Genomic DNA, 23,881 nt, shown 5'->3' on the forward strand with positions numbered 1-23,881 from the left:
TCCCCGGTTTTGCGGGTCCGCCATGAGTTCCTCCTTTGTAGACTCGCGTTATGTTATAATATAACAGTCGTTCCATGGCGCATACGCACACCCACGAGGACCACCATCACGGCCACGCCCCCCACGGGCACAGCCACGCCCCGCACGCGCATCCGGCGCAGGCCGCGCACTGGTCGATCCTGCGCATGCCCGTGCCGGGCCGACTGCTCGCGGCGCTCGCGGTCAGTGCCTGCCTGTGGGCTGTCGTCTGGCTGGCGATGAGGTGAGACCAGTGGCTGCTCTTGTTACCTTCCGTGACGTCACGCTCGGCTATGACCGCCACCCGGCGGTGCATCATCTCAATGGCGCCGTCGAGGCCGGTGCGCTGCTCGCCGTGATCGGCCCGAACGGCGCCGGCAAGTCGACCCTGCTGCGCGGCATCGCCGGCGTGCTCAAGCCGCTGTCCGGCGTGATCGATCTCGACGGGCTGGATCATCGCGACATCGCCTATCTGCCGCAGTCTGCCGACATCGACCGCAGCTTCCCGATCTCGGCGTTCGATTTCGTCGGCACCGGGCTGTGGCGCTCCACCGGGTTCTTCGGCGGCATCGGCAAGGCCGCGCGCGAGAAGATCTTGGCGGCGCTCGCCGCCGTCGGCCTCAACGGATTCGAGAACCGCCCGATCGGCACGCTGTCCGGCGGCCAGACCCAGCGCATGCTGTTCGCGCGCGTGCTGTTGCAGGACGCCCGGCTGATCGTGCTCGACGAGCCGTTCAACGCCATCGACGCCAAGACCACCGCCGACCTGCTGGCGCTGGTGAAGCGGTGGAACGGCGAGGGGCGCACCGTGCTGGCGGCGCTGCATGACCTCGACATGGTGCGCAACAATTTCCCGGAGACGCTGCTGCTGGCGCGCGGCCCGGTCGAATGGGGACCGACCGCCGAGGCGCTGACGGCGGACAATCTGATGGTCGCAATGCGGATGTGCGAGGCGTTCGACGATAGCGCCGCGGCCTGCGCCGCCGATCCACGCTCGCGGGCCGCCTGACGCCGATGCTATCCGACGCGCTGGTCACGCCCTTCACCGAATTCGAATTCATGCGCCGCGCGCTGGCGGCGGTGATCGCGCTGTCGCTCGGCGGTGCGCCGATCGGCGTTTTCCTGATGCTGCGGCGGATGAGCCTGGTCGGCGACGCCATGGCGCATGCGATCCTGCCGGGGGCGGCGATCGGCTTCCTGCTGTCCGGGCTCAACCTGTTCGCGATGACGACCGGCGGCCTGATCGCGGGCTTTGCCGTGGCGCTGCTCGCCGGCCTCGTCGCCCGCACCACCGAATTGAAGGAGGACGCCTCGCTTGCGACCTTCTATCTGGTCTCGCTCGCGCTCGGCGTCACCATCGTGTCCATCAAGGGCACCAATATCGACCTGCTGCACGTGCTGTTCGGCAACATCCTGGCGATGGACGACCAGACGCTGCTGGTGATCGCGTTCAACGCCACCCTCACGCTCCTGGTGCTCGCGGTGATCTATCGCCCGCTGGTGATCGAATGCGTCGATCCGGTGTTTTTGCGCACCGTGAGCCGGGCCGGCGCGCCGGCGCATCTCGCCTTCCTCGCGCTGGTCGTGGTCAACCTCGTCAACGGCTTCCACGCGCTCGGCACGCTGCTCGGCGTCGGACTGATGATCCTGCCCGCGGGCATTGCGCGGTTCTGGTCGCGCGACATCACCACCATGATCTGCATCGCGGTGGCGAGCGCGATGCTGTCGGGCTATGCCGGACTCGTGCTGTCGTACCAGACCCGGATTCCCTCAGGCCCCGCGATCATCCTGGTTGCGGCGGGGCTCTATATTGTGTCGCTGCTGTTCGGCAATGTCAGCGGCCTGGTGCGGCAGCTGTTTCCCGGCCGCCATCTCGAGGCGTGAGTACGATGCGGCGATTGTTCGGTTTGATTGGTCTGGCGCTGCTGCTGGCGAGTGGACCGGCGCGCGCCGCCGAACGCATCAATGTCGTCGCGAGCTTCTCGATCCTCGCCGACATGGTGCACAATGTCGGCGGCAATAATGTCGACGTGACGGCGCTGGTCGGGCCCGACGGCGACGCGCATGTCTACGCGCCGACGCCGGCGGATGCCAAGAAGGTCGCCGACGCCAAGCTCGTGGTGATTAATGGTCTCGGCTTCGAGGGCTGGATGCCGCGGCTGCTGCAGGCCTCGGGCAGCAAGGCACCGGTCGCGGTGGCGACCAAGGGGATCATGCCACGGAAGATGGGCGGCCATGACGATCCGCATGCCTGGCAATCCGTGGCCAATGCGAAGATCTACGTCGTCAATATTCGCGACGGGCTGATCGCCGCGGCCCCCGACCAGACAGGCATCTTCAAGGCCAATGCCGACGCCTATCTGGCCAAGCTCGAGGCGCTCGACCGCGAGGTGCATGAGGCGGTGGCGAAAGTGCCGGAGGCGCGGCGCAAGGTGATCTCGACCCATGGCGCCTTCGGCTATTTCGCTGACGCCTACGGCGTCACGTTCTTCTCGCCGCTCAGCGTGTCCACGGATTCCGAGCCCAGCGCGCGCGATATCGCCGCCATCATCGCCCAGATCAAGGTTGCGAAAATTCCGGCAGTTTTTCTCGAAAATATCAGCGATCCCCGCCTGATCGAGCGGATCGCGGCCGAGACCGGCGCCCGGGTCGGCGGCACCCTGTATTCGGACGGTTTGACGGCCGAAAAGGGCGATGCACCCACTTACATTGATATGGTCAGGCACAATATAAAGGCCCTGACCAGCGCGCTCGCCGAGTAGGGCAGGGGCCTCCCTGTCTGGGTTGAGCGCGGACCAGCATGATCCGGAAAAGTGGGGTCCGGTTTTCCGATAAGATCATGTTCAAACAAAGAGTTCCTTTGGAGTTGTTATGGCTGAAGCTTCGCAAAAAATTCCTGTGACCGTGCTGACGGGCTATCTCGGCGCCGGCAAGACCACGCTGTTGAACCGCATCCTGTCGGAAAACCACGGCAAGAAATACGCCGTCATCGTCAACGAATTCGGCGAGATCGGCATCGACAACGACCTCATCATCGGCGCCGATGAGGAAGTGTTCGAGATGAACAATGGCTGCGTGTGCTGCACGGTGCGCGGCGACCTCGTCCGCATCATGGACGGCCTGATGAAGCGCAAGGGCAAGTTCGACGCCATCATCGTCGAGACTACCGGCCTTGCCGATCCGGCGCCGGTCGCGCAGACCTTCTTCGTCGACGAGGACGTGCAGAAGAACGCCCGGCTCGACGCGGTCGTGACCGTCGCCGATGCCAAATGGCTGAGCGACCGCCTCAAGGACGCGCCGGAAGCCAAGAACCAGATCGCGTTCGCCGACGTCATCGTGCTGAACAAGACCGACCTGGTCTCCAAGCCCGAACTCGCCGAGGTCGAAGCCCGCATCCGCGGCATCAATCCCTATGCCAAGCTGCACCGCACCGAGCGTTGCCAGGTCGGGCTGACCGACGTGCTGGAGCGCGGCGCGTTCGATCTCGACCGCATCCTGGAGATCGAGCCGGATTTCCTCGAGGCCGGCGACGATCACGACCATGATCACGATCATCATCACCATGACCATAATCATCATCACCACCATGATCACGACCACGGCCATGGCGGGTTGAAGCATTATCACGACGAGGACATGCAATCGCTGTCGCTGCGTTCCGAGAAGCCGCTCGACCCGACCAAGTTCATGCCCTGGCTGCAGCAGCTCGTCGCCACCGAGGGCCAGAAGATCCTGCGCTCGAAGGGCATCCTCGCCTTCACCGGCGATGACGACCGCTACGTGTTCCAGGGCGTCCACATGATGCTGGAGGGCGACCATCAGCGGAAATGGAAGGACGGCGAGAAGCGCGAGAGCCGCGTCGTGTTCATCGGTCGCGAACTGCCCGAGCAGGCGATCCGCGACGGCTTCGAGCAGTGCATCACCACGTGATGAAAGAGTTCGATCCGGGCGAGGCCCCTTCTTCCATCGTTTCGATCACCGACCGCGTCAAGCCGCTGCCGCTCGGCGCGGCGGTGAGCTCGGTACATTTCCTCGGCGACCGCGCGTTCTTCGTCGGCGCCGAGGAGGGTGTTGCGATCGCGACCGCCGAAGGCGAGATCACACGGACGCAGACGCATTTCGGCGCCATCCTGTGCGCCGCCTCCGACGGCAAGCGGCTCGTCACCGGCGGTGACGACGGCAAGCTGGTCGCGATCGACGCCAAGGGCGAGACCGCTGTCATTGCGACCGACGCCAAGCGGCGCTGGATCGACAACGTCGCCCTGCACAGCGACGGCACGCTGGCATGGTCGGCGGGCAAGACCGCGTTCGTGCGCAATCCCAAGGGCGAGGAGAAAACCTTCGAGGTACCGTCGACCGTCGGCGGGCTTGCTTTTGCGCCGAAGGGCCTGCGGCTTGCGATCGCGCATTACAACGGCGTGACCTTGTGGTTTCCCAACATGGCGGCCAATCCGGAGTTTCTGGAATGGGCCGGCTCGCATCTCGCCGTCATGTTCAGCCCGGACAACAAATTCCTCGTCACCGCGATGCACGAGCCCGCGATGCATGGCTGGCGGCTCGCCGACAACCGGCATATGCGGATGAGCGGCTATCCTGGCCGGGTGCGCTCGATGTCATGGAGTGTCGGCGGCAAGGGGCTCGCGACCTCGGGCGCCGATACCGTGATCGTTTGGCCGTTCACCAGCAAGGACGGCCCGATGGGCAAGGAGCCGGCGATGCTGGCGCCGATGCCGGCGCGGGTCGCCGTGGTCGCCTGCCATCCGAAGAACGACATCATGGCGGTCGGCTATGCCGACGGCACTGTGCTGATGGTCCGGCTCGAGGACGGCGCCGAGATCCTGGTGCGCCGGAACGCCGGCACTGCGGTGTCGGCGCTCGGATGGAATGCCAAGGGCACGCTGCTCGCCTTCGGCACGGAAGATGGTGACGCGGGCATCGTGGAAATGTAAGAGATCGCGGCAGACGAAGCGTTTTCGAGCGAAGTGGGTACCGGTTCGCGTGAAGAAAACGCGTCAAAAGACGAAGCTCGCGCCGGGGCCGCAGCGTCATGCGATTTCTCACCACGTTCCAGCTCGCCGACTTCATCGACACGCTGGTCAGCCTGATCACGGCCTTTGTGTTCGGCACCCTGATCGGTGCCGAGCGGCAGTACCGGCAGCGCACCGCGGGTCTGCGCACCAATGTGCTGGTCGCGGTCGGCGCTGCCGCCTTCGTCGACCTCGCGATGCATCTGGCCGGCGCCGACGGCGCGGTGCGGGTGATCGCCTATGTGGTGTCGGGGATCGGCTTCCTCGGCGCCGGCGTCATCATGAAGCAGGGCATGGATGTGCGCGGCCTCAACACCGCGGCCACGCTGTGGGCCTCGGCCGCGGTCGGCTCCTGCTCTGGTGCCGACCTCGTGGCGCAGGCGGCGGCGCTGACCGTGTTCGTGATCGCCGGCAACACGCTGCTGCGTCCGCTGGTCAACGCCATCAACCGCATCCCGCTGAACGAGAAGGCCTCGGAGGCGACCTACTACTTCAAGCTCGCGGTCACTCCCGAGGCATTGCCCGACATGCGCGACCGCCTGGTCGAGAAGCTGGAGGCAGCGAACTACCCGGTTGCCGATGTCGACGTGGTCGAGGCCGGCGACGACTTCCTCGAGATCGTGGCGACGCTGGTCTCGACCGCGGTCGAGCCCAACGAGTTGAACGCCGTGGTGGTCGACCTGCAGCATCAGCCCGGCGTGCGGCACGCGACCTGGGAGGTCAGCACCACGGATTGAGCCGAGGTTCCCGCAGGCACCGCTTCGGAACCATGCCGTGGCGGGATCGTTGACCCCGTGGACAAGGCGCAGGTGAACGAGATGGCTGTGGATCGGACCAGGTTGCGAATCGACATGCTGATCGCCTCGACGCTGGTGGCAGCGGGCGTTGCGATCGCGGTGCTTTCGCTGCACGCGATCTATGCCGCTCCGCCGCAGGAGATCGCGCAGGCGACCCAGCCGCTGCAACCGACGCCGACGCCCGAGCCGCAGCAGACGGCGCCGCCGGCCGAGTCGAAGCCGGGCGGCGAGCGGCCGACCACGCCGGCGCCGCAGCCCGCGCGTCCCGACGATGAGGCACGGAAGGCCGGCGCCAAGCCGGTGCTGCCGCCCGCGCCCGCGGAGAAGACCGCGCCGCCGATCGAGAAAAAGTAAGCGCGCCGCGGCCCGCATTGTGACGCGGATTTGACGGACGCTGCCGATTATACGGTCTCGCCTCCGCCACCGGCACACTCCATAATCTGTCGTCTCGCCAACGACAGATGGGGCCTGCCATGAAGATCGAGGACGTCCGGCGCACCGCCTATTCGATGCCGCTCACCAACCCGTCGTTTCCGCCGGGGCCCTACCGGTTCTTCGACCGCGAATATTTCATCATCACCTACAAGACCGACCCGGAAGCGCTCGCCGCCGTGGTGCCGGAGCCGCTCGAGGTCGCCGAGCCGGTGGTGAAGTACGAGTTCATCCGCATGCCGGACTCGACCGGTTTCGGCGACTACACCGAGACCGGGCAGGTGATCCCGGTTCGCTTCAGGGGCGAGGAGGGCGCCTACACCCACGCGATGTATCTCGACGATGAAGGCCCGATCGCCGGCGGCCGCGAGCTGTGGGGATTTCCGAAGAAGCTGGCAAAGCCCAGGATCGAGGTCGAGAGCGACGTGCTGGTCGGCTCGCTGCATTACGGCTCGGTGCTCTGCGCCTCCGCCACCATGGGCTACAAGCATCGCAAGGTCGACCACGACACCGTCTTGAAGTCGATGACGGCGCCGAACTTCATTCTGAAGATCATCCCGCATGTCGACGGCAGCCCGCGGATCTGCGAGCTGGTGCGGTTTCATCTGGAAGACATCACGCTGAAGGAGGCCTGGACCGGCCCCGCCGCGCTCGGCCTGTTTCCGCACGCGCTATGCGATGTCGCCCGCCTGCCGGTGCGCGAGGTGGTCTCGGCGCTGCATTTCAAGGCAGACCTGACCCTCGGCCTCGGCTCGGTCGCGTTCGACTACATGGCGAGATGACGAAGTCATTCCGGGGCATCGCGTCGGCGATGGACCATGGTGCGCACTCGCGCACCTGCGAATCTCGCGCCACGATTTCGAGATCCCGGGTCTGCGCGCCTAAGCGCGCATCCCGGGATGACCCTGTCAGCGCACCAGAATATTCTTGAACTGCCAGGGATCGCTGGTGTCGATATCTTCCGGAAACAGTCCCGGACGATCCGTCAGCGGGGTCCAGTCGGTGTAGAAACCCTTCACGGGGCCGAGATAGGGTAGCTGGATTTCCAGCAGACGATCGAAGTCCATCTCGTCGGCCTCGACGATGCCTTCGTTCGGGTTTTCCAGCGCCCACACCATGCCGCCGAGCACGGCGGAGGTCACTTGCAGGCCGGTGGCGTTCTGATAGGGCGCGAGCTTGCGGGTCTCCTCGATGGAGAGCTGCGAGCCGTACCAGTAGGCATTGTTGTCATGGCCGAACAGCAGCACGCCGAGCTCGTCGATGCCGTCGACGATCTCGTTCTCGTCGAGGATGTGATGCTTTTCCTGCATCTTCGCTGCGCGGCCGAACATTTCATGCAGCGACAGCACGGCGTCGTCGGCCGGGTGATAGGCATAGTGGCAGGTCGGCCGATAGATCGCCGTGCCCGATGCGTCACGCACCGTGAAGTAATCGGCGATCGAGATCGACTCGTTGTGGGTGACGAGGAAGCCATACTGCGCGCCGCGGGTCGGGCACCAGGTGCGTACGCGCGTGTTGGCGCCGGGCTGCATCAGATAGATGGCGGCGCCGCAGCCGGCTTCGTGGGTATGCGCATTCTCGGGCATCCATTTCTCATGGGTGCCCCAGCCGAGTTCGGACGGCTGCACGCCTTCCGACAGGAAACCTTCCACCGACCAGGTGTTGACGAAGACGTCAGGCTCTTTCGGCGACTTGGAGCGCTGGGTGTCGCGTTCGGCGATGTGGATGCCCTTCACGCCGGCCTGCCGCATCAAGTCCGCCCATTCGGCCTTGGTCTTCGGCTTCGGGGCATTGAGCTTCAGATCGGCGGCGACGTTGAGCAGCGCCTGCTTGACGAAGAACGAGACCATGCCGGGATTGGCGCCACAGCAGGAGACGGCCGTCGTCGAGCCCGCGGGGCGCGCCTTCTTGGCGGCCAGCGTCACTTCGCGAAGGGCGTAGTTGGAGCGCGCTTCCGGGCCCTTCGAGGAATCGAAATAGAAGCCGAGCCAGGGCTCGTTGACGGTGTCGATGTAGAGAGCGCCGAGTTCGTTGCACAGCTCCATGATGTCGGTCGAGCCGGTATCGACCGACAGATTGACGCAAAAGCCCTGGCCGCCGCCTTCAGTGAGCAGCGGGCTCAGCAGGTCGCGATAATTGTCCTTGGTCACGGCCTTCTGGATGAATTTGACGTTGTGCTTCTCGCAATGCGCCTTGCGGCCCTCGTCCTTGGGGTCGATCACGGTGACGCGCGACTTGTCGTAATCGAGATGCCGCTCGATCAAAGGCAGCGTGCCTTTGCCGATCGAGCCGAAGCCGATCATAACAATGGGACCTGTGATCTTCGCGTAGATCTGCGAGGCGGGGCTCATCATTTTCTCCAGGAGAGTGCCTAGCGGCGGATAGGGTGGATCAGGGGTTGCGACGCTTCGCGGTGACTTCGATCTCGACCTTCATCTCGGGCTTGTAGAGCCCCGCGACGATCAGCATCGTTGCGGCCGGGCGGATGTCGCCGAGGACCTCGCCGCAGACCGCGAAATGGGCATCCACGTCACGGGCGTCGGTGAGGTAGTAGGTCGCGCGGACGATGTCGGCCATCGCAAAGCCTCCCTCCTTGAGGGCGGCCTCGATGGTCTTGAAGCAGTTCCGTGACTGGCTCGTGACATCTGATGGCATGGTCATCGTGGCGTAGTCATAGCCGGTGGTTCCCGCGACGAAGGCGAAGTCGCCGTCGATCACGGCACGGCTGTAGCCGGCGGTCTTCTCAAAGGGCGAGCCGGTGGAAATCAGGCGGCGGGACATATTGGACCTCGACTGAAAATGGCTTTGCGCGGGGTTTACGGGCATTTTTGGCGCCCGCGCAACCCCTTGGTTCAGGCCTGGTGCGGCCGGCACTAATGGGACTGCAGCGTGCTGTCCGGCGGCGATGGCGACGTGCCGGTCCAGCGCCGGCCCAGGATATCCCTGACGATCATCACCGAGATCAGAATCAGCATGACCGTGGTGACGAGGCCGCGCCAACGCGGGCGCGCGCCATCGGTGATGGGAAGGTGTTCCGACATGGCGGCCCGCCTTACGCCGCGTGCGGCACGGCGAGCGGTGCCTTCCGGGTCCGGGATCGCGTCCGCGGTGCCTTGGCCTCGGGCAGCGGCGCGCCGGTCGGCGTGATCATGCCCCAGGCGCCATCCAACGCGCCTGCGACAAGCTCGACGCCGAGCAGCCGCTCGCGCTCGAACGTGCCCGGCAGCGACAACTCGCCGGTCTTGGCCGCGGTGAAGCCGAAGCGGGCGTAGTAGGGCGCATCGCCAAGCAGGATCACGGCGCCGTGGCCGCGCGCCTTGGCCACCGCCAGCGCACGCTGCATCAGCGCGGCGCCGACGCCGAGGCCGCGGCAGTCGTCATCGACTGCCAGCGGCCCCAGCATCAGCGCGCTGCGGCCCCCCGCGCTGACGTGCCACGACCGCACGGTTCCAACCAGCCGGCCGTCCTGGCGCACGGCCGCAAGGCTCAGGCCTTCGGCGGGCGCGCGTCCGTCGCGCAGGCGCTGGCAGGTGCGCGTATGGCGATTACAGCCAAAGCAGGCATCCAGCAGCGCTTCGCGTGCGACGACGTCCGAGCCACGCTCCGCACGGATCGCGAACGGGGCGGCATCTCGGATGAGGGCAACGGGGGTGTTCCGTTTTGCAGTCATGGCACGTCAGTCCCCGCTTGCAACGGCATGTCGTACGCCGCGGCAAGCGTCGTTCAGGAAAATCAAAAATGATCGGGGAGGAGCCGGCGGGGCCGGCTCCCGGTTTATCGGGCCTCGAAAAGGAGGCGGGTCAGATGTGGTAGGTCTTCAGCGGCGGAATGCCGTTGAACGCCACCGACGAGTAGGTCGACGTATAGGCGCCGGTGCCTTCGATCAGCAGCTTGTCGCCGATCTCGAGCGTCACCGGGAGCGGATACGGCAGCTTCTCGTACAGCACGTCGGCGCTGTCGCAGGTCGGGCCCGCGAGCACGCACGGCGTCATGTCCGCCCCGTCATGCGGGGTGCGGATGGCGTAGCGGATCGACTCGTCCATCGTCTCGGCGAGACCGCCGAACTTGCCGATGTCGAGATAGACCCAGCGCACCTCGTCCTCGTCGCTCTTCTTCGAGATCAGAACGACTTCGGTCTCGATGATTCCAGCATTGCCGACCATGCCGCGGCCCGGCTCGATGATCGTCTCCGGAATCTGGTTGCCGAAATGCTTGCGCAGCGCGCGGAAGATCGACCGGCCATATTGCAGGACCGGAGGAACGTCCTTGAGGTACTTGGTCGGAAAGCCGCCGCCCATGTTGACCATGGTGAGGTTGATCCCGCGCTCGGCGCAGTCACGGAACACGGTCGACGCCATCGCGAGCGCGCGGTCCCACGCCTTCACCTTGCGCTGCTGCGAGCCGACATGGAACGAGATGCCGCACGGCTCCAGGCCCAGGCGCTTGGCGAGGTTGAGCACGTCGACCGCCATCTCCGGGTCGCAGCCGAACTTGCGCGACAGCGGCCACTCGGCGCCGGCGCAGTCATAGAGGATGCGGCAGAACACCTTGGCGCCGGGGGCGGCGCGGGCGATCTTCTCGACCTCGGCGGCGCAATCGACCGCGAACAGGCGAATGCCGAGCGCGAAGGCACGCGCGATGTCGCGCTCCTTCTTGATCGTGTTGCCATAGGAGATGCGGTCCGGCGTCGCACCGGCGGCCAGCGCCATCTCGATTTCCGCAACCGTCGCGGTGTCGAAGCAGGAGCCGAGCGAGGCCAGCAGCGACAGCACTTCGGGCGCCGGGTTGGCTTTCACCGCGTAGAACACGCGGCTGTCCGGCAGCGCCTTGGCGAAGGTCTGGTAGTTGTCGCGCACGACTTCGAGGTCGACGACGAGGCACGGCTCGGTGTCGAGTCCATCCTGGCGGCGGTGGCGCAGGAATTCCTGGATACGTTCAGTCATGGCACTCTCCAACGGTCCCAGCGACGGGATCCGCATCAACGTGACGTCGGGTAAGAGCGCTTCGGCCACATCGCGCGATGGAGGCGCGTTGAGGCCAAGAGACTCAAACCAGACTGTGCTGCCGTGGATTGGTTGGGAGAGTTTCCCGCCCGATCACCTGGCAATGAAGGACAAGCCTTTTCAGTAGCCCGGGCCGGCGTTGGACCGCCGGTAGAGACCAAAAAAGCCCGATCCGTCGTTGCTTTAAGTCGCGTCCCCCGTTGAGAGCGGGGTGCGCCGGTTCGCCTCCGGCTGCCAGTCACGGTTGCAAAGAGTGGTGAGACCTTCAACGGCATCCCTGGAGAGAGATGCTGGCCGCCTCGTGTCCTGATGGACGTAAGCGACCCTCGGTTCTTCCACCCCTTGGCGGCTGTCCGGCCTCTTGTCCGGATACCTACCGACTGACACACGACCACAGGCACGTGCGAAATTGGGCAAGGCAGGAAATAAGTCTTTTGACTTCGTGGCGCAAGAATTTTTTTGCGATAGCGGCAAATTTCCCTAACGCGTGCTTGCGATGTCGCGCGCAGCACGCGTCGGACGCGCTGAAGATGAACGGCTGTTAAGAATGACTAACGAAGCGTGTGTGCGTTTTAGCCTTGTGCCGCAGTGCTTTCTTGAATCGCTCAAACTCACGCGCGACGCGTGAACGGCTCGACGCGCTGAGCTGCGCGGATGAAGGCGATCATGATCAGCACGCCGATGCCGAACAGCACCGCCTGCAGGATGTGCGCGGCGACGTCGTCGAGCCCGAGCAGAATCGCGAGCGCCCAGCCGCCGGCGAACGCCGCGCCGAACACTTCCGCGCCGATCAGGATCGCCGCCGAGATCACGGTGATGACGCTTGGCCAGGCGATGGTGCGGTTGCCTGAGGTGGAGGGCTGCATGGTCATGAAATAGGTCCTGTTCAGGGGGCGCAATCTCTCCGAAAAGTGCCCATCTATCAAGCGCAAAAGGCCCAAAAATGCCGTATCGCGTGATATAGATTGGGCAGCATTTTCAAGGCGAAAAACGGGACATTCGATGTCAGAAACCAGCGCAGACGCCAAGGCTCAGGCTCTTGCCAACCCCCTCCTGAAGGCATGGCGGACGCCGCTCGAGACGCCGCCGTTCGCCGAGATCAAGCCGGAGCATTTCCTGCCCGCTTTCGAGCAGGCTTTCGCCGATCATTCCGCGGAAGTGACTGCGATCACCCATGATCCGGCGCTGCCCGACTTCGACAACACCATCACCGCGCTGGAGCGCTCCGGCAAGCTGCTGTCGAAGGTCTCGGCGGTGTTCTACGACTTGGTCTCGGCGCATTCGAGCCCGGCGATCCTGGAGATCGACAAGGAGGTGTCGCCCCGGATGGCGCGGCACTGGAATCCGATCATGATGAACGCTGTGCTGTTTGGCCGCATCGCCATGCTGCACGAGAAGCGCGCCTCCCTCGGCCTGACTGGCGAGCAGATGCGGCTGCTGGAACGCACCTACACCCGCTTCCGCCGCTCCGGCGCCGGCCTCGACGATGCGGCAAAGGCCCGCATGGCCGAGATTAACGAGCGCCTCGCCCATCTCGGCACCTCATTCAGCCATCATCTGCTCGGCGACGAACAGGACTGGTTCATGGAGCTCGGCGAGGCCGACCGCGCCGGCCTCTCCGACACATTTGTGGCGGCTGCCAAGGCTGCGGCGGAAGAGCGCGGCATGCAAGGCAAGGCGATCGTGACGCTGTCGCGCTCCTCGGTCGAGCCGTTCCTGCAGAGCTCGTCGCGGCGCGACCTGCGCGAGAAGGTCTACAAGGCCTTCACGGCGCGCGGCGACAATGGCAACGCCAACGACAACAACGCGACCATCGTGGAGATCCTCAGGCTGCGCGAGGAGACCGCCAAGATCCTGGGCTTCCCGACCTACGCCGCCTACCGCCTCGAGGATTCCATGGCCAAGACGCCGGAGGCCGTACGCGGCCTCTTGGAGCGGGTCTGGAAGCCGGCGCGAGCGCGGGCGCTCGCCGACCGCGACGCGCTGCAGGCGCTGATCGCGGAGGAGGGCGGCAATTTCACCCTCGCGTCCTGGGACTGGCGCTACTACGCCGAGAAGCTGCGCCAGCGCCGCGCCAATTTCGACGATTCCGCGATCAAGCCCTATCTGGTGCTCGACCACATGATCGAGGCCGCGTTCGACTGCGCCACCCGCCTGTTCGGCGTCACCTTCGAGGAGCGCAAGGATATCCCGGTGTGGCATCCGGACGTCCGGGTCTGGGAGGTCAAGGGCCGCGATGGCCAGCACAAGGCGCTGTTCTACGGCGACTACTTCGCGCGACCCTCGAAGCGCTCCGGCGCCTGGATGACCTCGCTGCGCGACCAGCAGAAGCTCGACGGCGACGTCGCGCCGCTGGTCATCAATGTCTGCAACTTCGCCAAGGGCGCCGATGGCGCGCCGTCGCTGCTGTCGCCCGACGACGCGCGGACCCTGTTCCACGAGTTCGGCCATGGCCTGCACGGCATGCTGTCCAACGTGACCTATCCGTCACTGTCCGGAACCAGCGTGTTCACCGACTTCGTCGAACTGCCCTCGCAGCTCTATGAGCACTGGCAGGAGCGGCCCGAGGTGCTGCAGCGCTTCGCCCGCCACTACGAGACCGGGGAGGCACTACCGGACGACCTGCTCAAGCGCTTCCTTGCCGCGCGCAAGTTCAACCAGGGCTTTGCCACCGTGGAGTTCGTCTCCTCCGCGCTGGTCGACCTCGAATTCCACACCCAGCCGGCAGCGGCGAGCTGGGATGTCCGCGCCTTCGAACAGAAGGAGCTGGAGAAGATCGGCATGCCCGCCGAAATCTCGCTGCGGCACCGGCCGACCCAGTTCGGCCACATCTTCTCCGGCGACCACTATGCCTCCGGCTACTACAGCTACATGTGGTCGGAGGTGATGGATGCTGACGCCTTCGGCGCCTTCGAGGAGGCCGGCGACATCTTCGATCCCGCGACCGCCAAGCGGCTGCATGACGACATCTATTCGTCGGGCGGCTCGCGCGATCCGGAGGAGGCCTATGTCGCCTTCCGCGGCCGCGAGCCCGAGCCGGACGCGCTGCTGCGCCGCCGTGGCCTGCTCGAAACGCCTGAGGCGGCCTGAGGTGCGGCCGTCGTTGAACCGGCTGATCGGCTGGCTCGTGGTCGCGGTGTCCGTCGTGCTCGGCACGGCGGCCGCCGAGGCTCATCCGCATGTCTGGATCGTCGCCAGGAGCGAGCTGATCTACGCGCCCGACGGCACCATCACGGGGGTCCGGCACGCCTGGACGTTTGACGACATGTTCTCGACCTACGCGCTGCAGGGCATCGAGACCAAGGTGAAGGGCGCCTACAGCCGCGAGGAGCTGGCGCCGCTGGCGCAGACCAATGTCGAATCGCTGAAGGAATACGCCTACTTCACCTTCGCCAAGGGCGACGGCAAGAAGCAGAAGTTCACCGAGCCGGTCGACTATTTCCTCGAATACAAGGATTCGGCGCTGACGCTGCACTTCACCTTGCCGGTGAAGACGCCGTTCAAGGCCAGGCAGCTCTCGCTCGAAGTGTTCGACCCGACCTATTTCATCGACTTCCAGTATGCCGAGAAGGAGCCGGTCAAGCTGGTCGGCGCCGCGGCGAACTGCAAGATGCAGTTCGAGCGGCCGAATAGCGACGGCACCGCCGCCGCGCAGAAGCTCGGCGAGCAGACCTTTCTCGACGGCGGCAACGGCAATTTCGGCATGATGTTCGCCAACAAGGTCTCGGTGGAGTGCCCATGACGCCGATCGTCTCGCGCATGACGCGCGGCCTCGCCGTGGCCGCGGCCGTACTGACGGCGTTTGCGCTGCTCGATGGCGCCGTTCATGCGCTGCTGGCACAGAATCCGTTCGGCGCGCCGCGCGCGGCGGAGCCGCAGGGCGGGTTGGTCGGTTGGCTATTGGCGAAACAGTCGGAGTTTTACCGCGAGATCTCCCAGACCATCCGCGCCGCGAAATCCGACGGTTCGGCGGTCTGGACCCTGCTTGTGATCTCCTTTGCCTACGGGATTTTCCATGCCGCCGGCCCCGGCCACGGCAAGGCGGTGATCTCATCCTACATGGTCGCCAATCGCGAGACCGCGCGGCGCGGCATCGTGCTGTCGTTCGCCTCGGCGCTGATGCAGTCGGTGGTCGCCGTTCTGATCGTGGGCATCTGTGCCTGGCTGCTCAACGCGACCGCGAAGACCATGTGCGGGGCGGAGAAGGCGATCGAGATCGCAAGCTACGCGCTGATCGCGGCATTCGGCGCCCGGCTGGTGTGGGTCAAGGGCGGCGGCTTCTTCCGTGCGCTGCAGATGCCGCGCCCGACGCTGGCGATGGCCGGCGCGCATCAGCACGATCACGACCACCATGATCACGATCACCATGACGGCCATGATCACCGTCACCGTCACGCGCATGACGATCACGGGCATCATCATGATCACGGTCACGATCACGGGCATGACGCGCAGCACGTCCATGACGAGCATTGCGACCATTCGCACGGGCCGACGCCGGCCGAGCTCGCCGGTCCTGGCGGCTGGCGGCGGGGGCTCGGCGCGATCCTCACGGTCGGGATCCGGCCCTGCTCGGGCGCGATCCTGGTGCTGGTGTTCGCGCTGGCGCAGGGCCTGTTCTGGGCCGGCATTGCCGCGACCTTCGTGATGGGGCTCGGCACCGCCATCACGGTGGCGGCGATCGCGCTGGTCGCGGTGTCGGCGCGCGGCGTGGCGGAGCGGCTGAGCGCGGCGCGCGACGGCGGCGGCATGGTCATCATGCGCGGCCTGGAGTTCGCCGCCGCGGGCCTTGTGCTGCTGTTCGGGCTCGGGCTGCTGTTCGGCTATGTCGCGGCCGAACGGGCGACGTGCCTTTGAAGTCACCTCGCCCCGCCTGCGGGGAGAGGTCGAAATTCGCGTGCGCGAATTTCGGGTGAGGGGGAGTCTCCGCACGCTTGCTTCCATCGAATTTGCGGAGACGGTCCCTCACCCCAGCCCTCTCCCCGTAAGAACGGGGAGAGGGAGAAGAAACAGGCTCAACTCGTCAGATAGCCCCTGATCGCCGGCAGCAGGAAGATCGCGATGTTGATCGCGAAACCGATGCTCCAGAGGATCGAGCGCAGCGTCGGGCGATTGCCAATATAGGTGAAGACGTAGGCGATCCGCACGATCAGGAACAGCACGGCGAGCTCGTCGATCAGTCGCAGCGGGCCGACGCGGAATTCGGCGAGCAGCACGCCGAAGGCGAAGAACGGGAAGGCCTCGATGCCGTTCTGGTGCGCGCCGAGCGCCCGCGAGCGGATCGGGTCGTCGTAGAAGTCGGGATCGCGCGGCCTGGCATTGTCGAAGCTGCGGAAGCCGGTCCACTTCACCGACACGATCGTCAGCAGCGAGAGCATCAGCGTCCCGAAGACGCACCATTCGGCGATCGTCATGGTTCCCCCTTATTCCGCAGGGGAACGTAGCCAACCCGCACTCGGCTTGACAAGGTTGGAGCAACGCGCGAAGCCCAAAGCTCCCAGGCGAAGGATATCAAGCGCAAGGCCATCATGAGCACGGTGATCCCCTTCGAGAGCGCGAAGTCTGCCGCGGCGCCGAAGCCGGAACGCGTCGGCGTGCTGCTGGTCAATCTCGGCACGCCCGATACGGCGGATGCCGCCGGCGTGCGGGTCTATCTCAAGGAATTTCTGTCCGATCCGCGGGTGATCGAGGATCAGGGCCTGCTCTGGAAGCTGATCCTCAACGGCATCATCCTGCGGGTCCGTCCGGCCCGCAAGGCGCGCGACTATCTGAAGATCTGGAACACCGAGAAGAACGAGTCGCCGCTGAAGACCATCACGCGCTCGCAGGCCGACAAGCTGGCGGAGGCGATCGCCGATCACGACCACGTCGTGGTCGACTGGGCGATGCGCTACGGCAACCCCTCGATCAAGCAGCGCATCGAGGCGCTGGCGGCGCAGGGCTGCGGCCGGCTGCTGGTGGTGCCGCTCTATCCGCAATATTCCGCCGCGACGTCGGCGACGGTCTGCGATGAGGCGTTTCGCGTGCTGGCCGGCATGCGCGCGCAGCCGATCCTGCGGGTGACGCCGCCTTACTACGACGATCCCGACTACATCGAGGCGCTTGCGGTCTCGATCAATGCGCACCTCGCGACATTGCCGTTCCACCCCGAGATCATCGTCGCGTCGTTCCACGGCATGCCGAAGGAGTATGTCGACAAGGGCGATCCGTATCAGGCGCAATGCATCGCCACGACCAATGCGCTGCGCAAGCGGCTCGGGCTCGATGCCAACCGGCTGATCCTCACCTTCCAGTCGCGCTTCGGCAAGGCCGAGTGGCTGCAGCCCTATACCGACAAGACGGTCGAGAAACTCGCCAAGGACGGCGTGCGGCGCATTGCCGTGGTCACGCCCGGCTTCTCCGCCGATTGCCTGGAGACGCTGGAGGAGATCGCGCAGGAGAATGCCGAGATCTTCCGGCACAATGGCGGCGAGCAATTCGCGGCGATCCCCTGCCTCAACGACAGCGACGGCGGCATGGACGTGATCCGCCAGCTCGTGCTGCGCGAGCTGCAAGGCTGGATCTAACAAGGCTGGATTTAACAAGGCTGGATTTGATTGTTAACGATCCGTGACACCGGGCACGGGCATTCGTTGGCATCTGGTCATCCGACAGCAGCTTCCTATGTGCTAGGGAGAACAACAGCCGGCTGAACCGGCGGAGCGGTCCTGCCGACCAATGCACGACCGTGACTGGCGACGGTCTCGCCGGCCCTGGAGGACTTTATGACTGGCTTCGACGTTTTCGCGATCGCGTTTGTTCTTCTCGTCATCGTTACGCTGTTCGCCGGGATCAAGACCGTTCCGCAGGGTTTTGACTGGACCATCGAGCGGTTCGGCAAATACACCCGCACGCTGTCGCCCGGCCTCAATTTGATCGTGCCCTATTTCGATCGCATCGGGCGCAAGATCAACATGATGGAGCAGGTGATCGACATCCCCGAGCAGGAGGTGATCACCAAGGACAACGCTACCGTGACGGTGGACGGTGTCGCGTTCTACCAGGTGTTCGATGCCGCCAAGGCAAGCTACGAGGTCGCCAATCTCAACCAGGCGATCACCGTCCTGACCATGACCAATATCCGCTCGGTGATGGGCTCGATGGATCTCGATCAGGTGCTGTCGCATCGCGACGAGATCAACGAGCGGCTGCTGCGCGTGGTCGACGCCGCGGTGTCGCCCTGGGGCGTCAAGGTCAACCGCATCGAGATCAAGGACATCGTGCCGCCGGCCGACCTCGTCGAGGCGATGGGCCGGCAGATGAAGGCCGAGCGCGTCAAGCGCGCCGACATTTTGCAGGCCGAGGGCCAGCGGCAATCCGAAATCCTGCGCGCCGAGGGCGCCAAGCAGGGTCAGATCCTGCAGGCCGAGGGCCGCCGCGAGGCCGCCTTCCGCGACGCCGAGGCGCGCGAACGGCTTGCCGAGGCCGAGGCCAAGGCTACCCAGATGGTGTCGGAATCGATCGCCAAGGGCGACGTCGCCGCGCTGAACTATTTCATCGCCGACAAGTATATCAAGGCGTTCGGCCAACTCGCGGAATCGCCGAACCAGAAGGTCTTGATGCTGCCGATCGAGACCTCGAGTGTGCTGGGCTCGCTGGCCGGCATCGGCGAGATCGCCCGCGCTACCTTCGGCGAGAGTGCGGCGTCCGCTACGGCCGCAGCACGGCGCGGCGGCTCAGTGCCGCCGGCCGGCCCGACGGCGCCGCCTCCGGTGCCGCCGCAGCGGTAAGGGCGTGACGGCGTCGCGCCCGCAATGGTAGAGGTCACGTCATGGCCGAGATGTTTTCGACATTGGGTACCTGGAACTGGCTGATCTTCGGCTTCATCCTGATGGCGCTGGAGCTTGTGGCGCCCGGGGTGTTCCTGTTCTGGCTCGGGCTCGCGGCACTGCTGGTCGGCCTGCTGTCGTTCGCCTTCACGCCGTCCTGGCAGATACAGCTCTTGATGTTCGCAGTGTTCGCCGCCCTGGCGGTGCCGGCGTGGCGGCATTTCGCGAAGGGCGCGACGGCGGCAAGCAAGACCAATCCCTTCCTCAACCGCCGCAACGAAGCCCTGGTCGGCCGCGAATTCACGCTGGAGAAGCCGATCGTTGACGGATCAGGCACGGTGCGGATCGACGATACGGTGTGGCGCGTCGCCGGCCCCGATGCGCCGGCCGGCAGCCGGGTGAAGGTCGTCCGCGCCGACGGCGCCAGCCTGACGGTGGCGATCGCTTAGTCTGGCCTGAGCCATCGACGACGACTCGGCCCCGAGCGTCCGATGCTGCTTCGGGCGAGTAATCCGTAGCCCGGGTGAGCCAACGGGTCGCGCGCATGCGCGCCCGATGACAGGCTCCGCGATACCCGGGGAAACCGGGCCCGCATGTCGCTCCGCTCATGCGGGCTACACACTGACGGCCGCCGAGGTCTAGCTGCCGCCCTGCTTGCTCCAGCGCTCGGCGAAGCGGTTGAGCGGCGTGAATGTCGCAAATAACTCGCAGCCGAGCGTGGTGAGGCCGTAACCATCCTCCGATAGTTCAACGAACCCGGCCTCGCGGAGCTCGGTCAATCGCGTCTGCAGGATCGTCGGCGAGGCCTCGTCGCAGGCGGTGCGCAGCGCGCGCGAGGTCAGCGCGCCCTCGCGCAGCTCCCAGATGATGCGCAAGGTCCAGCGCCGTCCCAAGAGATCGAGCAGCGCCATGATCGGGCGGCCGGACCGCGAGCCGCGGACGCCGGGTCTTGTGACTGGGCCCTGCTTCGGCATGTCGCAAAATCCTTTCGAATCCCTCTTGCGAGTCGTTACAAATATTGTAGCGTGTCGCTACATTAAATGTAGCAACGGGATCAGGCCATGTCACGCCTCGCGCCGCTCGATCCGCCCTATCCGGCGGACGTTCAACAGCATTTCGACCGCATCATGCGCGGCAAGCCGCCGCTGGTGCTGTTCCGCGTGATGGCGGGCCATCCGCGCGCCTGGGAGAAGTTTCGCGGCGGCAGCCTGTTGGACCGCGGGCCGTTGTCGCTCAGGGAGCGGGAGATCGTGATCGACCGCACCTGCGCACTCAATGCCTGCGAATATGAGTGGGGCGTCCACGTCACAGCGTTCGGCGCGGCCGCCGAACTGACGGAGCAGCAGGTCCACGCCACCGTGCGCGGTGCGGCCGATGCCAGCTGTTGGTCGCAGGCCGAACAGGCAATGATCGCGGCGGTCAACGCGCTGCATGCCCGCGCAACATTGAGTGAGGAGGAATTCGCGGCGCTGTCGGCGCATTACGATGAGGACCAGATCCTGGAGATCATCCTCTTGTGCGGCTTCTACCGCACGGTCTCCTACCTCGCCAACGCGCTGGCCCTGCCGCTGGAAGAAACCGCGGCAAGATTTCCAGCATAGTTGTCATTGCGAGGAGCAAAGCGACGAAGCAATCCACGTCTCCGCGCGGGGAGAGATGGATTGCTTCGCTTCGCTCGCAATGACGGAAGAAAGCGCGGCTCTACGCCACGCCCGCCCGCAGCAGATCGTGCAGATGGATGATGCCGACCGGCTTCTTCGCATCGGTCACGATCAGCGTGGTGATCTTCGAGGCGTTGAGCAGCTCCAGCACTTCGCCGGCCAGCGTATCGCGGCTGATCGTCTTCGGCGTCCTGGTCATGACCTCGTCGACCGACAGCGTCAAAAGGTCGGGGCGCATCTGCCGGCGCAGATCGCCGTCGGTGACGATGCCGACGAGATGGCCGTGGAGGTCGACGATGCCGACGCAGCCAAAACCCTTGGAGGTCATCTCGACCAGCGCGTCCGACATCTTGGTGCCGAGCGGCTTCAGCGGCAGCGCGTCGCCGCCATGCATCAGGTCGCGGGCATATTTCAGGAGCGCGCCGAGCTTGCCGCCCGGATGCAGCACGCTGAAATCGGTCGAGGTGAAGCCGCGGCCCTCGAGCAGCGCGATCGCCAGCGCATCGCCGAGCGCCAGCATCATCAGCGAGGACGTGGTCGGCGCCAGATTGTGCGGGCAGGCCTCGCGGGCCTTCGGCAGCGTCAGCTGCACGTCGGCCGCCTTGCTCAGCGTCGAGTCCTTGTCGGCCGTCATCGCGATCAGCGGAATGCCGAAGCGGGCGGCATAGGCGATCAGGTTGCGCATCTCCGGCTGCTCGCCGGACCATGACAGCGCCAGGATCACGTCATCGATCGTGATCATGCCGAGGTCGCCATGGCTCGCTTCGGCGGCGTGCACGAAGAACGCCGGCGTGCCGGTCGAGGCAAAGGTCGCGGCGATCTTGCGCCCGATATGGCCGGACTTGCCGAGCCCGGTGACGATCAGCCGTCCCTTGGCATTGCCGATCAACTCGGACGCGGCCGCGAACGGCGCGCCGAGGTCGGACTTCAGTGCCGCGGAGAGGGCTGCGACGCCGCTTGCTTCGGCATCGAGGGTGCGGAGCGCCGATTGAACGGCGCCGTCATCGGGGCCGGATGATTTGGTCATCAGCGGTTTCGGTTTGGCCATTTAGGATTCCAAGGGAGGGTTTTGCACCCGGGCGTCTCCCTTAGCACGTTCGATTCCGCGATGCGACGCGCGGCGGCCGATCCTCAACGGCTCATTAACCATAATTGTTTTAACTCCATTAACGACGTTTTCCGCCGCCCGGCGGAGCGCGTCCGACAAGTATGTGAATTCGTTGGAGTTTTTCCATCGTGTTGCGGCGGCCAGCAAGCGGCCAAGACCGGCGTGGACGCCTCGTCCGCGCGGTTTTGCCATGCCCTGCCGTGACCGTCTTGGCGCTGACCGTGACCACCGGGTTCGCCGCGGCCCAGACCGTGACGCCCGATCTGTTCAGCCCCAATCGCCAGAGTCAGGTGATCACGCAAGATTCGCCGCTGCGCCGGACCACGGCCGACGCCATGGATCCGCTCAACGGCCTGAGGCTGCCCGACGCCGATCGCGATCGCCGTTCCTCCTCGTCTTCATCGACATCAACATCGACGACGCGGATCGGGCAGGTCCCGACCTACGGGCTCCCCGCGGCGAACGGCGCCTCGACGTCGGGCTATGACTCGCTCAACCGCAAGCGCCAGAAGCCGAAATACTATCCGGGTCAGGCCAAACCGAAGCCGCCGGCGGGACCCGGCTCGCCGCCGCCGACGTCGGCGCCATTGAACGCCACGGGGCAGCTGCGGCTGTCGATCCCGCCCTCGGAGACCGCCAACAAGACGCCGCTGCCGCCGGCGATGGCCGGCACCATCGTCGGCCAGCCGCCGCGCAAGCGGCTCAAGATCGACGACGATCCGTTCGGCGCGGTCGGCGATTATGCCGGCTCGTTCATGGTCAAGACCGCGGTCGAGGTGATGGCCGGCTACGACACCAACCCCGGTCGGCTCTACTTGCCGCAGGGCAGGGCGTTCTACATGGTCGCGCCGGAATTCCTCGCGGTCTCCGACTGGGAGCGTCACGCCGTCGTCGCCGATTTGCGCGGCTCCTTCAACGGCTATGGCTCCGGGCTGACGCCGAACGCCGACGGCACGCCGCTGTCGGCGCCGCTCGACATCGACCGTCCGAACTTCACCGGCCATATCGACGGCCGTCTCGACGTCACCAAGGACACGCATCTGCTGGGGCAGGCCCGCCTGCTGGTCTCGACCGACAATCCCGGCAGCCCGAACGTGCAGGCCGGCCTCGCAAGATATCCGATCTACAGCACGGTCGGCGGCACCTTCGGCATCGACCAGCATTTCAACCGCATGCAGGTTTCGCTCGGCGGCACCGTCGACCGCACCGACTATCAGTGGTCGAAGCTGACCGACGGCACCTCGTCGTCCAACGACGATCGCAACTTCACGCAGTATGGCGGTGTCGGCCGCGTCAGCTATGAGCTCAATCCGGCGGTGAAGCCGTTCGTGGAAGTGGAGGGCGACAGCCGCTTCCACGATCTCTATCTCGACCGCAACGGTTACGCGCGCAATTCGTCGGGCGGTTACGCCAAGGTCGGCACATCGTTCGAGTTCACCCGGATTCTTTTCGGCGAGGTCTCGATCGGCTATGCTAGGCGCGACTATGTCGATCCGCGGCTTAGCCCGCTCAAGGGCCTGCTGACCACCGCCTCGCTGACCTGGAATGCGACGCCGCTGACCACGGCCAAATTCTATTCCGACACCCAACTCGGCGAGACCACGCTGCCCGGCACCTCGGGCGTGCTGTCGCGCACCTACACCGTCGAGGTCGACCACGACTTCCGCCGCTGGCTGACCGGCATCGGCAAGTTCACCTACGGCACGCTCGACTACCAGGGCGACAACCGCAACGACACGATCTATTCGGTGTCAGGCGACCTGATCTACAAGATGACCCGCAGCCTCTGGATCAAGGGCACGCTGCGCCGCGACTGGCTGGATTCCAACCAGCCGGGACAGAGCTCGGCGTCAACGGTGGTGATGCTCGGCGTGCGGGTGCAGAATTAGCGGTGAAAATGCGCGAGTCGCATCTCAAATGAGGTGTCGTGCTCCGCGAAGGCGGGCACCCAGTACGCCGCGGCCTGTCCGTTCAAGCCTTGACGTCTCTGGAATACTGGATCGCCCGCTTTCGCGGGCGATGACAGT

Annotated in this window: 26 protein-coding genes; 17 read left to right on the forward strand and 9 right to left on the reverse strand. The window is 65.4% G+C overall.

The features are described 5' to 3' along the window. Window positions 1-74: 74 nt before the first annotated feature. The 9 genes from ACVMIH_RS32950 (at window position 75) to ACVMIH_RS32990 (ending at window position 7,056) form a co-directional block, all read left to right on the forward strand. A complete protein-coding gene (locus ACVMIH_RS32950; protein WP_057016232.1) occupies window positions 75-266 on the forward strand; it encodes a hypothetical protein in 192 nt (63 codons plus the stop codon). Between the two features lie 5 nt (window positions 267-271). Next, window positions 272-1,027: a metal ABC transporter ATP-binding protein gene (locus ACVMIH_RS32955; protein WP_057016233.1), complete on the forward strand. Its 756-nt coding sequence runs from the start codon at window positions 272-274 to the stop codon at window positions 1,025-1,027. 5 nt (window positions 1,028-1,032) lie between these two features. Beyond that, on the forward strand, window positions 1,033-1,902 hold the full coding sequence (locus ACVMIH_RS32960; RefSeq protein WP_016842589.1) for a metal ABC transporter permease: 870 nt from the start codon (window positions 1,033-1,035) through the stop codon (window positions 1,900-1,902). A 5-nt stretch (window positions 1,903-1,907) separates the two neighbouring features. Beyond that, window positions 1,908-2,780 (forward strand): metal ABC transporter substrate-binding protein, encoded by an 873-nt coding sequence (locus ACVMIH_RS32965; RefSeq protein WP_057016234.1) that lies wholly within the window; start codon window positions 1,908-1,910, stop codon window positions 2,778-2,780. A gap of 109 nt (window positions 2,781-2,889) precedes the next feature. Next, on the forward strand, window positions 2,890-3,948 hold the full coding sequence (locus tag ACVMIH_RS32970; protein WP_057016235.1) for a CobW family GTP-binding protein: 1,059 nt from the start codon (window positions 2,890-2,892) through the stop codon (window positions 3,946-3,948). Further along, window positions 3,948-4,967 (forward strand): WD40 repeat domain-containing protein, encoded by a 1,020-nt coding sequence (locus ACVMIH_RS32975; RefSeq protein ID WP_057016236.1) that lies wholly within the window; start codon window positions 3,948-3,950, stop codon window positions 4,965-4,967. Before ACVMIH_RS32970 ends, ACVMIH_RS32975 begins: the two co-directional genes overlap by 1 nt. A 98-nt stretch (window positions 4,968-5,065) precedes the next feature. Beyond that, window positions 5,066-5,782, forward strand: a complete 717-nt coding sequence (locus tag ACVMIH_RS32980; RefSeq protein ID WP_456864675.1) for an MgtC/SapB family protein — start codon at window positions 5,066-5,068, stop codon at window positions 5,780-5,782. Between the two features lie 81 nt (window positions 5,783-5,863). Further along, window positions 5,864-6,196, forward strand: a complete 333-nt coding sequence (locus ACVMIH_RS32985) for a hypothetical protein (RefSeq protein ID WP_168857865.1) — start codon at window positions 5,864-5,866, stop codon at window positions 6,194-6,196. A gap of 119 nt (window positions 6,197-6,315) precedes the next feature. Then, window positions 6,316-7,056 carry an acetoacetate decarboxylase gene (locus ACVMIH_RS32990; RefSeq protein WP_076827705.1) on the forward strand — a complete coding sequence of 247 codons (741 nt, stop codon included), beginning with the start codon at window positions 6,316-6,318 and terminating at the stop codon, window positions 7,054-7,056. Between the two features lie 126 nt (window positions 7,057-7,182). On the opposite strand, the gene ACVMIH_RS32995 is transcribed toward ACVMIH_RS32990, so the two are convergent. From ACVMIH_RS32995 to ACVMIH_RS33020, 6 genes are all read right to left on the reverse strand, one after another. After that, window positions 7,183-8,625 carry a homospermidine synthase gene (locus ACVMIH_RS32995; RefSeq protein ID WP_028341360.1) on the reverse strand — a complete coding sequence of 481 codons (1,443 nt, stop codon included), beginning with the start codon at window positions 8,623-8,625 and terminating at the stop codon, window positions 7,183-7,185. Window positions 8,626-8,665: 40 nt separating this feature from the next. Continuing rightward, window positions 8,666-9,055 (reverse strand): RidA family protein, encoded by a 390-nt coding sequence (locus ACVMIH_RS33000; RefSeq protein ID WP_028332860.1) that lies wholly within the window; start codon window positions 9,053-9,055, stop codon window positions 8,666-8,668. Between the two features lie 92 nt (window positions 9,056-9,147). Then, on the reverse strand, window positions 9,148-9,315 hold the full coding sequence (locus tag ACVMIH_RS33005) for a hypothetical protein (protein WP_199805203.1): 168 nt from the start codon (window positions 9,313-9,315) through the stop codon (window positions 9,148-9,150). Between the two features lie 11 nt (window positions 9,316-9,326). Continuing rightward, complete coding sequence (locus ACVMIH_RS33010; protein WP_057016238.1) at window positions 9,327-9,944, reverse strand: GNAT family N-acetyltransferase; 618 nt, start codon at window positions 9,942-9,944, stop codon at window positions 9,327-9,329. Window positions 9,945-10,074: 130 nt separating this feature from the next. Further along, window positions 10,075-11,217 (reverse strand): type III PLP-dependent enzyme, encoded by a 1,143-nt coding sequence (locus tag ACVMIH_RS33015; protein ID WP_456853303.1) that lies wholly within the window; start codon window positions 11,215-11,217, stop codon window positions 10,075-10,077. 671 nt (window positions 11,218-11,888) lie between these two features. Next, entirely contained in the window at window positions 11,889-12,149 is a 261-nt protein-coding gene (locus tag ACVMIH_RS33020) for a hypothetical protein (RefSeq protein WP_028332864.1), read from the reverse strand. A 130-nt stretch (window positions 12,150-12,279) separates the two neighbouring features. Here ACVMIH_RS33020 and ACVMIH_RS33025 point away from each other — a divergent pair, with 130 nt between their 5' ends. Genes ACVMIH_RS33025 through ACVMIH_RS33035 form a run of 3 tightly spaced genes read left to right on the forward strand, consistent with a single transcriptional unit; the run spans window position 12,280 to window position 16,134 of the window. Then, complete coding sequence (locus ACVMIH_RS33025) at window positions 12,280-14,367, forward strand: M3 family metallopeptidase (protein ID WP_456864678.1); 2,088 nt, start codon at window positions 12,280-12,282, stop codon at window positions 14,365-14,367. 13 nt (window positions 14,368-14,380) lie between these two features. Then, the gene (locus tag ACVMIH_RS33030; protein ID WP_168857883.1) at window positions 14,381-15,019 is read left to right on the forward strand and encodes a DUF1007 family protein; all 639 of its coding nucleotides are present in this window, start codon (window positions 14,381-14,383) and stop codon (window positions 15,017-15,019) included. Further along, on the forward strand, window positions 15,016-16,134 hold the full coding sequence (locus tag ACVMIH_RS33035) for a nickel/cobalt transporter (protein ID WP_456864680.1): 1,119 nt from the start codon (window positions 15,016-15,018) through the stop codon (window positions 16,132-16,134). The genes ACVMIH_RS33030 and ACVMIH_RS33035 overlap by 4 nt, the downstream gene beginning before the upstream one ends. 158 nt (window positions 16,135-16,292) lie before the next feature. Here ACVMIH_RS33035 and ACVMIH_RS33040 read toward each other — a convergent pair whose 3' ends face one another. Then, window positions 16,293-16,691: an MAPEG family protein gene (locus ACVMIH_RS33040; RefSeq protein ID WP_456864682.1), complete on the reverse strand. Its 399-nt coding sequence runs from the start codon at window positions 16,689-16,691 to the stop codon at window positions 16,293-16,295. A gap of 114 nt (window positions 16,692-16,805) precedes the next feature. On the opposite strand from ACVMIH_RS33040, the gene hemH reads away from it, so the two are divergent. The 3 genes from hemH to ACVMIH_RS33055 all read left to right on the forward strand — a co-directional run bounded on the left by hemH (window position 16,806) and on the right by ACVMIH_RS33055 (window position 19,534). Beyond that, window positions 16,806-17,843, forward strand: a complete 1,038-nt coding sequence (hemH, locus tag ACVMIH_RS33045) for a ferrochelatase (protein ID WP_057016241.1) — start codon at window positions 16,806-16,808, stop codon at window positions 17,841-17,843. Window positions 17,844-18,041: 198 nt separating this feature from the next. Further along, window positions 18,042-19,046 (forward strand): SPFH domain-containing protein, encoded by a 1,005-nt coding sequence (locus ACVMIH_RS33050; RefSeq protein WP_076827695.1) that lies wholly within the window; start codon window positions 18,042-18,044, stop codon window positions 19,044-19,046. A gap of 41 nt (window positions 19,047-19,087) precedes the next feature. Then, window positions 19,088-19,534, forward strand: a complete 447-nt coding sequence (locus ACVMIH_RS33055; RefSeq protein ID WP_057016243.1) for an NfeD family protein — start codon at window positions 19,088-19,090, stop codon at window positions 19,532-19,534. A 189-nt stretch (window positions 19,535-19,723) separates the two neighbouring features. Here ACVMIH_RS33055 and ACVMIH_RS33060 read toward each other — a convergent pair whose 3' ends face one another. Next, window positions 19,724-20,059, reverse strand: a complete 336-nt coding sequence (locus ACVMIH_RS33060) for a winged helix-turn-helix transcriptional regulator (RefSeq protein WP_456864684.1) — start codon at window positions 20,057-20,059, stop codon at window positions 19,724-19,726. Window positions 20,060-20,146: 87 nt separating this feature from the next. Between ACVMIH_RS33060 and ACVMIH_RS33065 the strand changes: the two genes are divergently transcribed. Then, a complete protein-coding gene (locus ACVMIH_RS33065) occupies window positions 20,147-20,686 on the forward strand; it encodes a carboxymuconolactone decarboxylase family protein (protein ID WP_456864686.1) in 540 nt (179 codons plus the stop codon). Between the two features lie 100 nt (window positions 20,687-20,786). On the opposite strand, the gene ACVMIH_RS33070 is transcribed toward ACVMIH_RS33065, so the two are convergent. Next, a complete protein-coding gene (locus ACVMIH_RS33070) occupies window positions 20,787-21,794 on the reverse strand; it encodes a KpsF/GutQ family sugar-phosphate isomerase (RefSeq protein ID WP_229192679.1) in 1,008 nt (335 codons plus the stop codon). Between the two features lie 260 nt (window positions 21,795-22,054). Between ACVMIH_RS33070 and ACVMIH_RS33075 the strand changes: the two genes are divergently transcribed. Next, window positions 22,055-23,743, forward strand: a complete 1,689-nt coding sequence (locus ACVMIH_RS33075; RefSeq protein ID WP_456864688.1) for an outer membrane beta-barrel protein — start codon at window positions 22,055-22,057, stop codon at window positions 23,741-23,743. The last annotated feature ends 138 nt before the right edge of the window (window positions 23,744-23,881 follow it).

The organism is Bradyrhizobium sp. USDA 4503 (assembly GCF_054055815.1).

Excerpts from the sequence above, each read along its gene's own strand:
- ACVMIH_RS33010 (WP_057016238.1), bottom strand. The coding sequence starts at position 9,944 with ATGACTGCAAAACGGAACACCCCCGTTGCCCTCATCCGAGATGCCGCC.
- ACVMIH_RS33015 (WP_456853303.1), bottom strand. The coding sequence starts at position 11,217 with ATGACTGAACGTATCCAGGAATTCCTGCGCCACCGCCGCCAGGATGGA.
- ACVMIH_RS33005 (WP_199805203.1), bottom strand. The coding sequence starts at position 9,315 with ATGTCGGAACACCTTCCCATCACCGATGGCGCGCGCCCGCGTTGGCGC.
- hemH (WP_057016241.1), top strand. The coding sequence starts at position 16,806 with ATGAGCACGGTGATCCCCTTCGAGAGCGCGAAGTCTGCCGCGGCGCCG.
- ACVMIH_RS32975 (WP_057016236.1), top strand. The coding sequence starts at position 3,948 with ATGAAAGAGTTCGATCCGGGCGAGGCCCCTTCTTCCATCGTTTCGATC.
- ACVMIH_RS33020 (WP_028332864.1), bottom strand. The coding sequence starts at position 12,149 with ATGACCATGCAGCCCTCCACCTCAGGCAACCGCACCATCGCCTGGCCA.
- ACVMIH_RS32965 (WP_057016234.1), top strand. The coding sequence starts at position 1,908 with ATGCGGCGATTGTTCGGTTTGATTGGTCTGGCGCTGCTGCTGGCGAGT.
- ACVMIH_RS33000 (WP_028332860.1), bottom strand. The coding sequence starts at position 9,055 with ATGTCCCGCCGCCTGATTTCCACCGGCTCGCCCTTTGAGAAGACCGCC.
- ACVMIH_RS33025 (WP_456864678.1), top strand. The coding sequence starts at position 12,280 with ATGTCAGAAACCAGCGCAGACGCCAAGGCTCAGGCTCTTGCCAACCCC.
- ACVMIH_RS32970 (WP_057016235.1), top strand. The coding sequence starts at position 2,890 with ATGGCTGAAGCTTCGCAAAAAATTCCTGTGACCGTGCTGACGGGCTAT.
- ACVMIH_RS33035 (WP_456864680.1), top strand. The coding sequence starts at position 15,016 with ATGACGCCGATCGTCTCGCGCATGACGCGCGGCCTCGCCGTGGCCGCG.
- ACVMIH_RS33040 (WP_456864682.1), bottom strand. The coding sequence starts at position 16,691 with ATGACGATCGCCGAATGGTGCGTCTTCGGGACGCTGATGCTCTCGCTG.
- ACVMIH_RS33065 (WP_456864686.1), top strand. The coding sequence starts at position 20,147 with ATGTCACGCCTCGCGCCGCTCGATCCGCCCTATCCGGCGGACGTTCAA.
- ACVMIH_RS32950 (WP_057016232.1), top strand. The coding sequence starts at position 75 with ATGGCGCATACGCACACCCACGAGGACCACCATCACGGCCACGCCCCC.
- ACVMIH_RS32990 (WP_076827705.1), top strand. The coding sequence starts at position 6,316 with ATGAAGATCGAGGACGTCCGGCGCACCGCCTATTCGATGCCGCTCACC.
- ACVMIH_RS33050 (WP_076827695.1), top strand. The coding sequence starts at position 18,042 with ATGACTGGCTTCGACGTTTTCGCGATCGCGTTTGTTCTTCTCGTCATC.
- ACVMIH_RS32980 (WP_456864675.1), top strand. The coding sequence starts at position 5,066 with ATGCGATTTCTCACCACGTTCCAGCTCGCCGACTTCATCGACACGCTG.
- ACVMIH_RS32985 (WP_168857865.1), top strand. The coding sequence starts at position 5,864 with ATGGCTGTGGATCGGACCAGGTTGCGAATCGACATGCTGATCGCCTCG.
- ACVMIH_RS33060 (WP_456864684.1), bottom strand. The coding sequence starts at position 20,059 with ATGCCGAAGCAGGGCCCAGTCACAAGACCCGGCGTCCGCGGCTCGCGG.
- ACVMIH_RS32995 (WP_028341360.1), bottom strand. The coding sequence starts at position 8,625 with ATGAGCCCCGCCTCGCAGATCTACGCGAAGATCACAGGTCCCATTGTT.
- ACVMIH_RS33055 (WP_057016243.1), top strand. The coding sequence starts at position 19,088 with ATGGCCGAGATGTTTTCGACATTGGGTACCTGGAACTGGCTGATCTTC.
- ACVMIH_RS33070 (WP_229192679.1), bottom strand. The coding sequence starts at position 21,794 with ATGGCCAAACCGAAACCGCTGATGACCAAATCATCCGGCCCCGATGAC.
- ACVMIH_RS32960 (WP_016842589.1), top strand. The coding sequence starts at position 1,033 with ATGCTATCCGACGCGCTGGTCACGCCCTTCACCGAATTCGAATTCATG.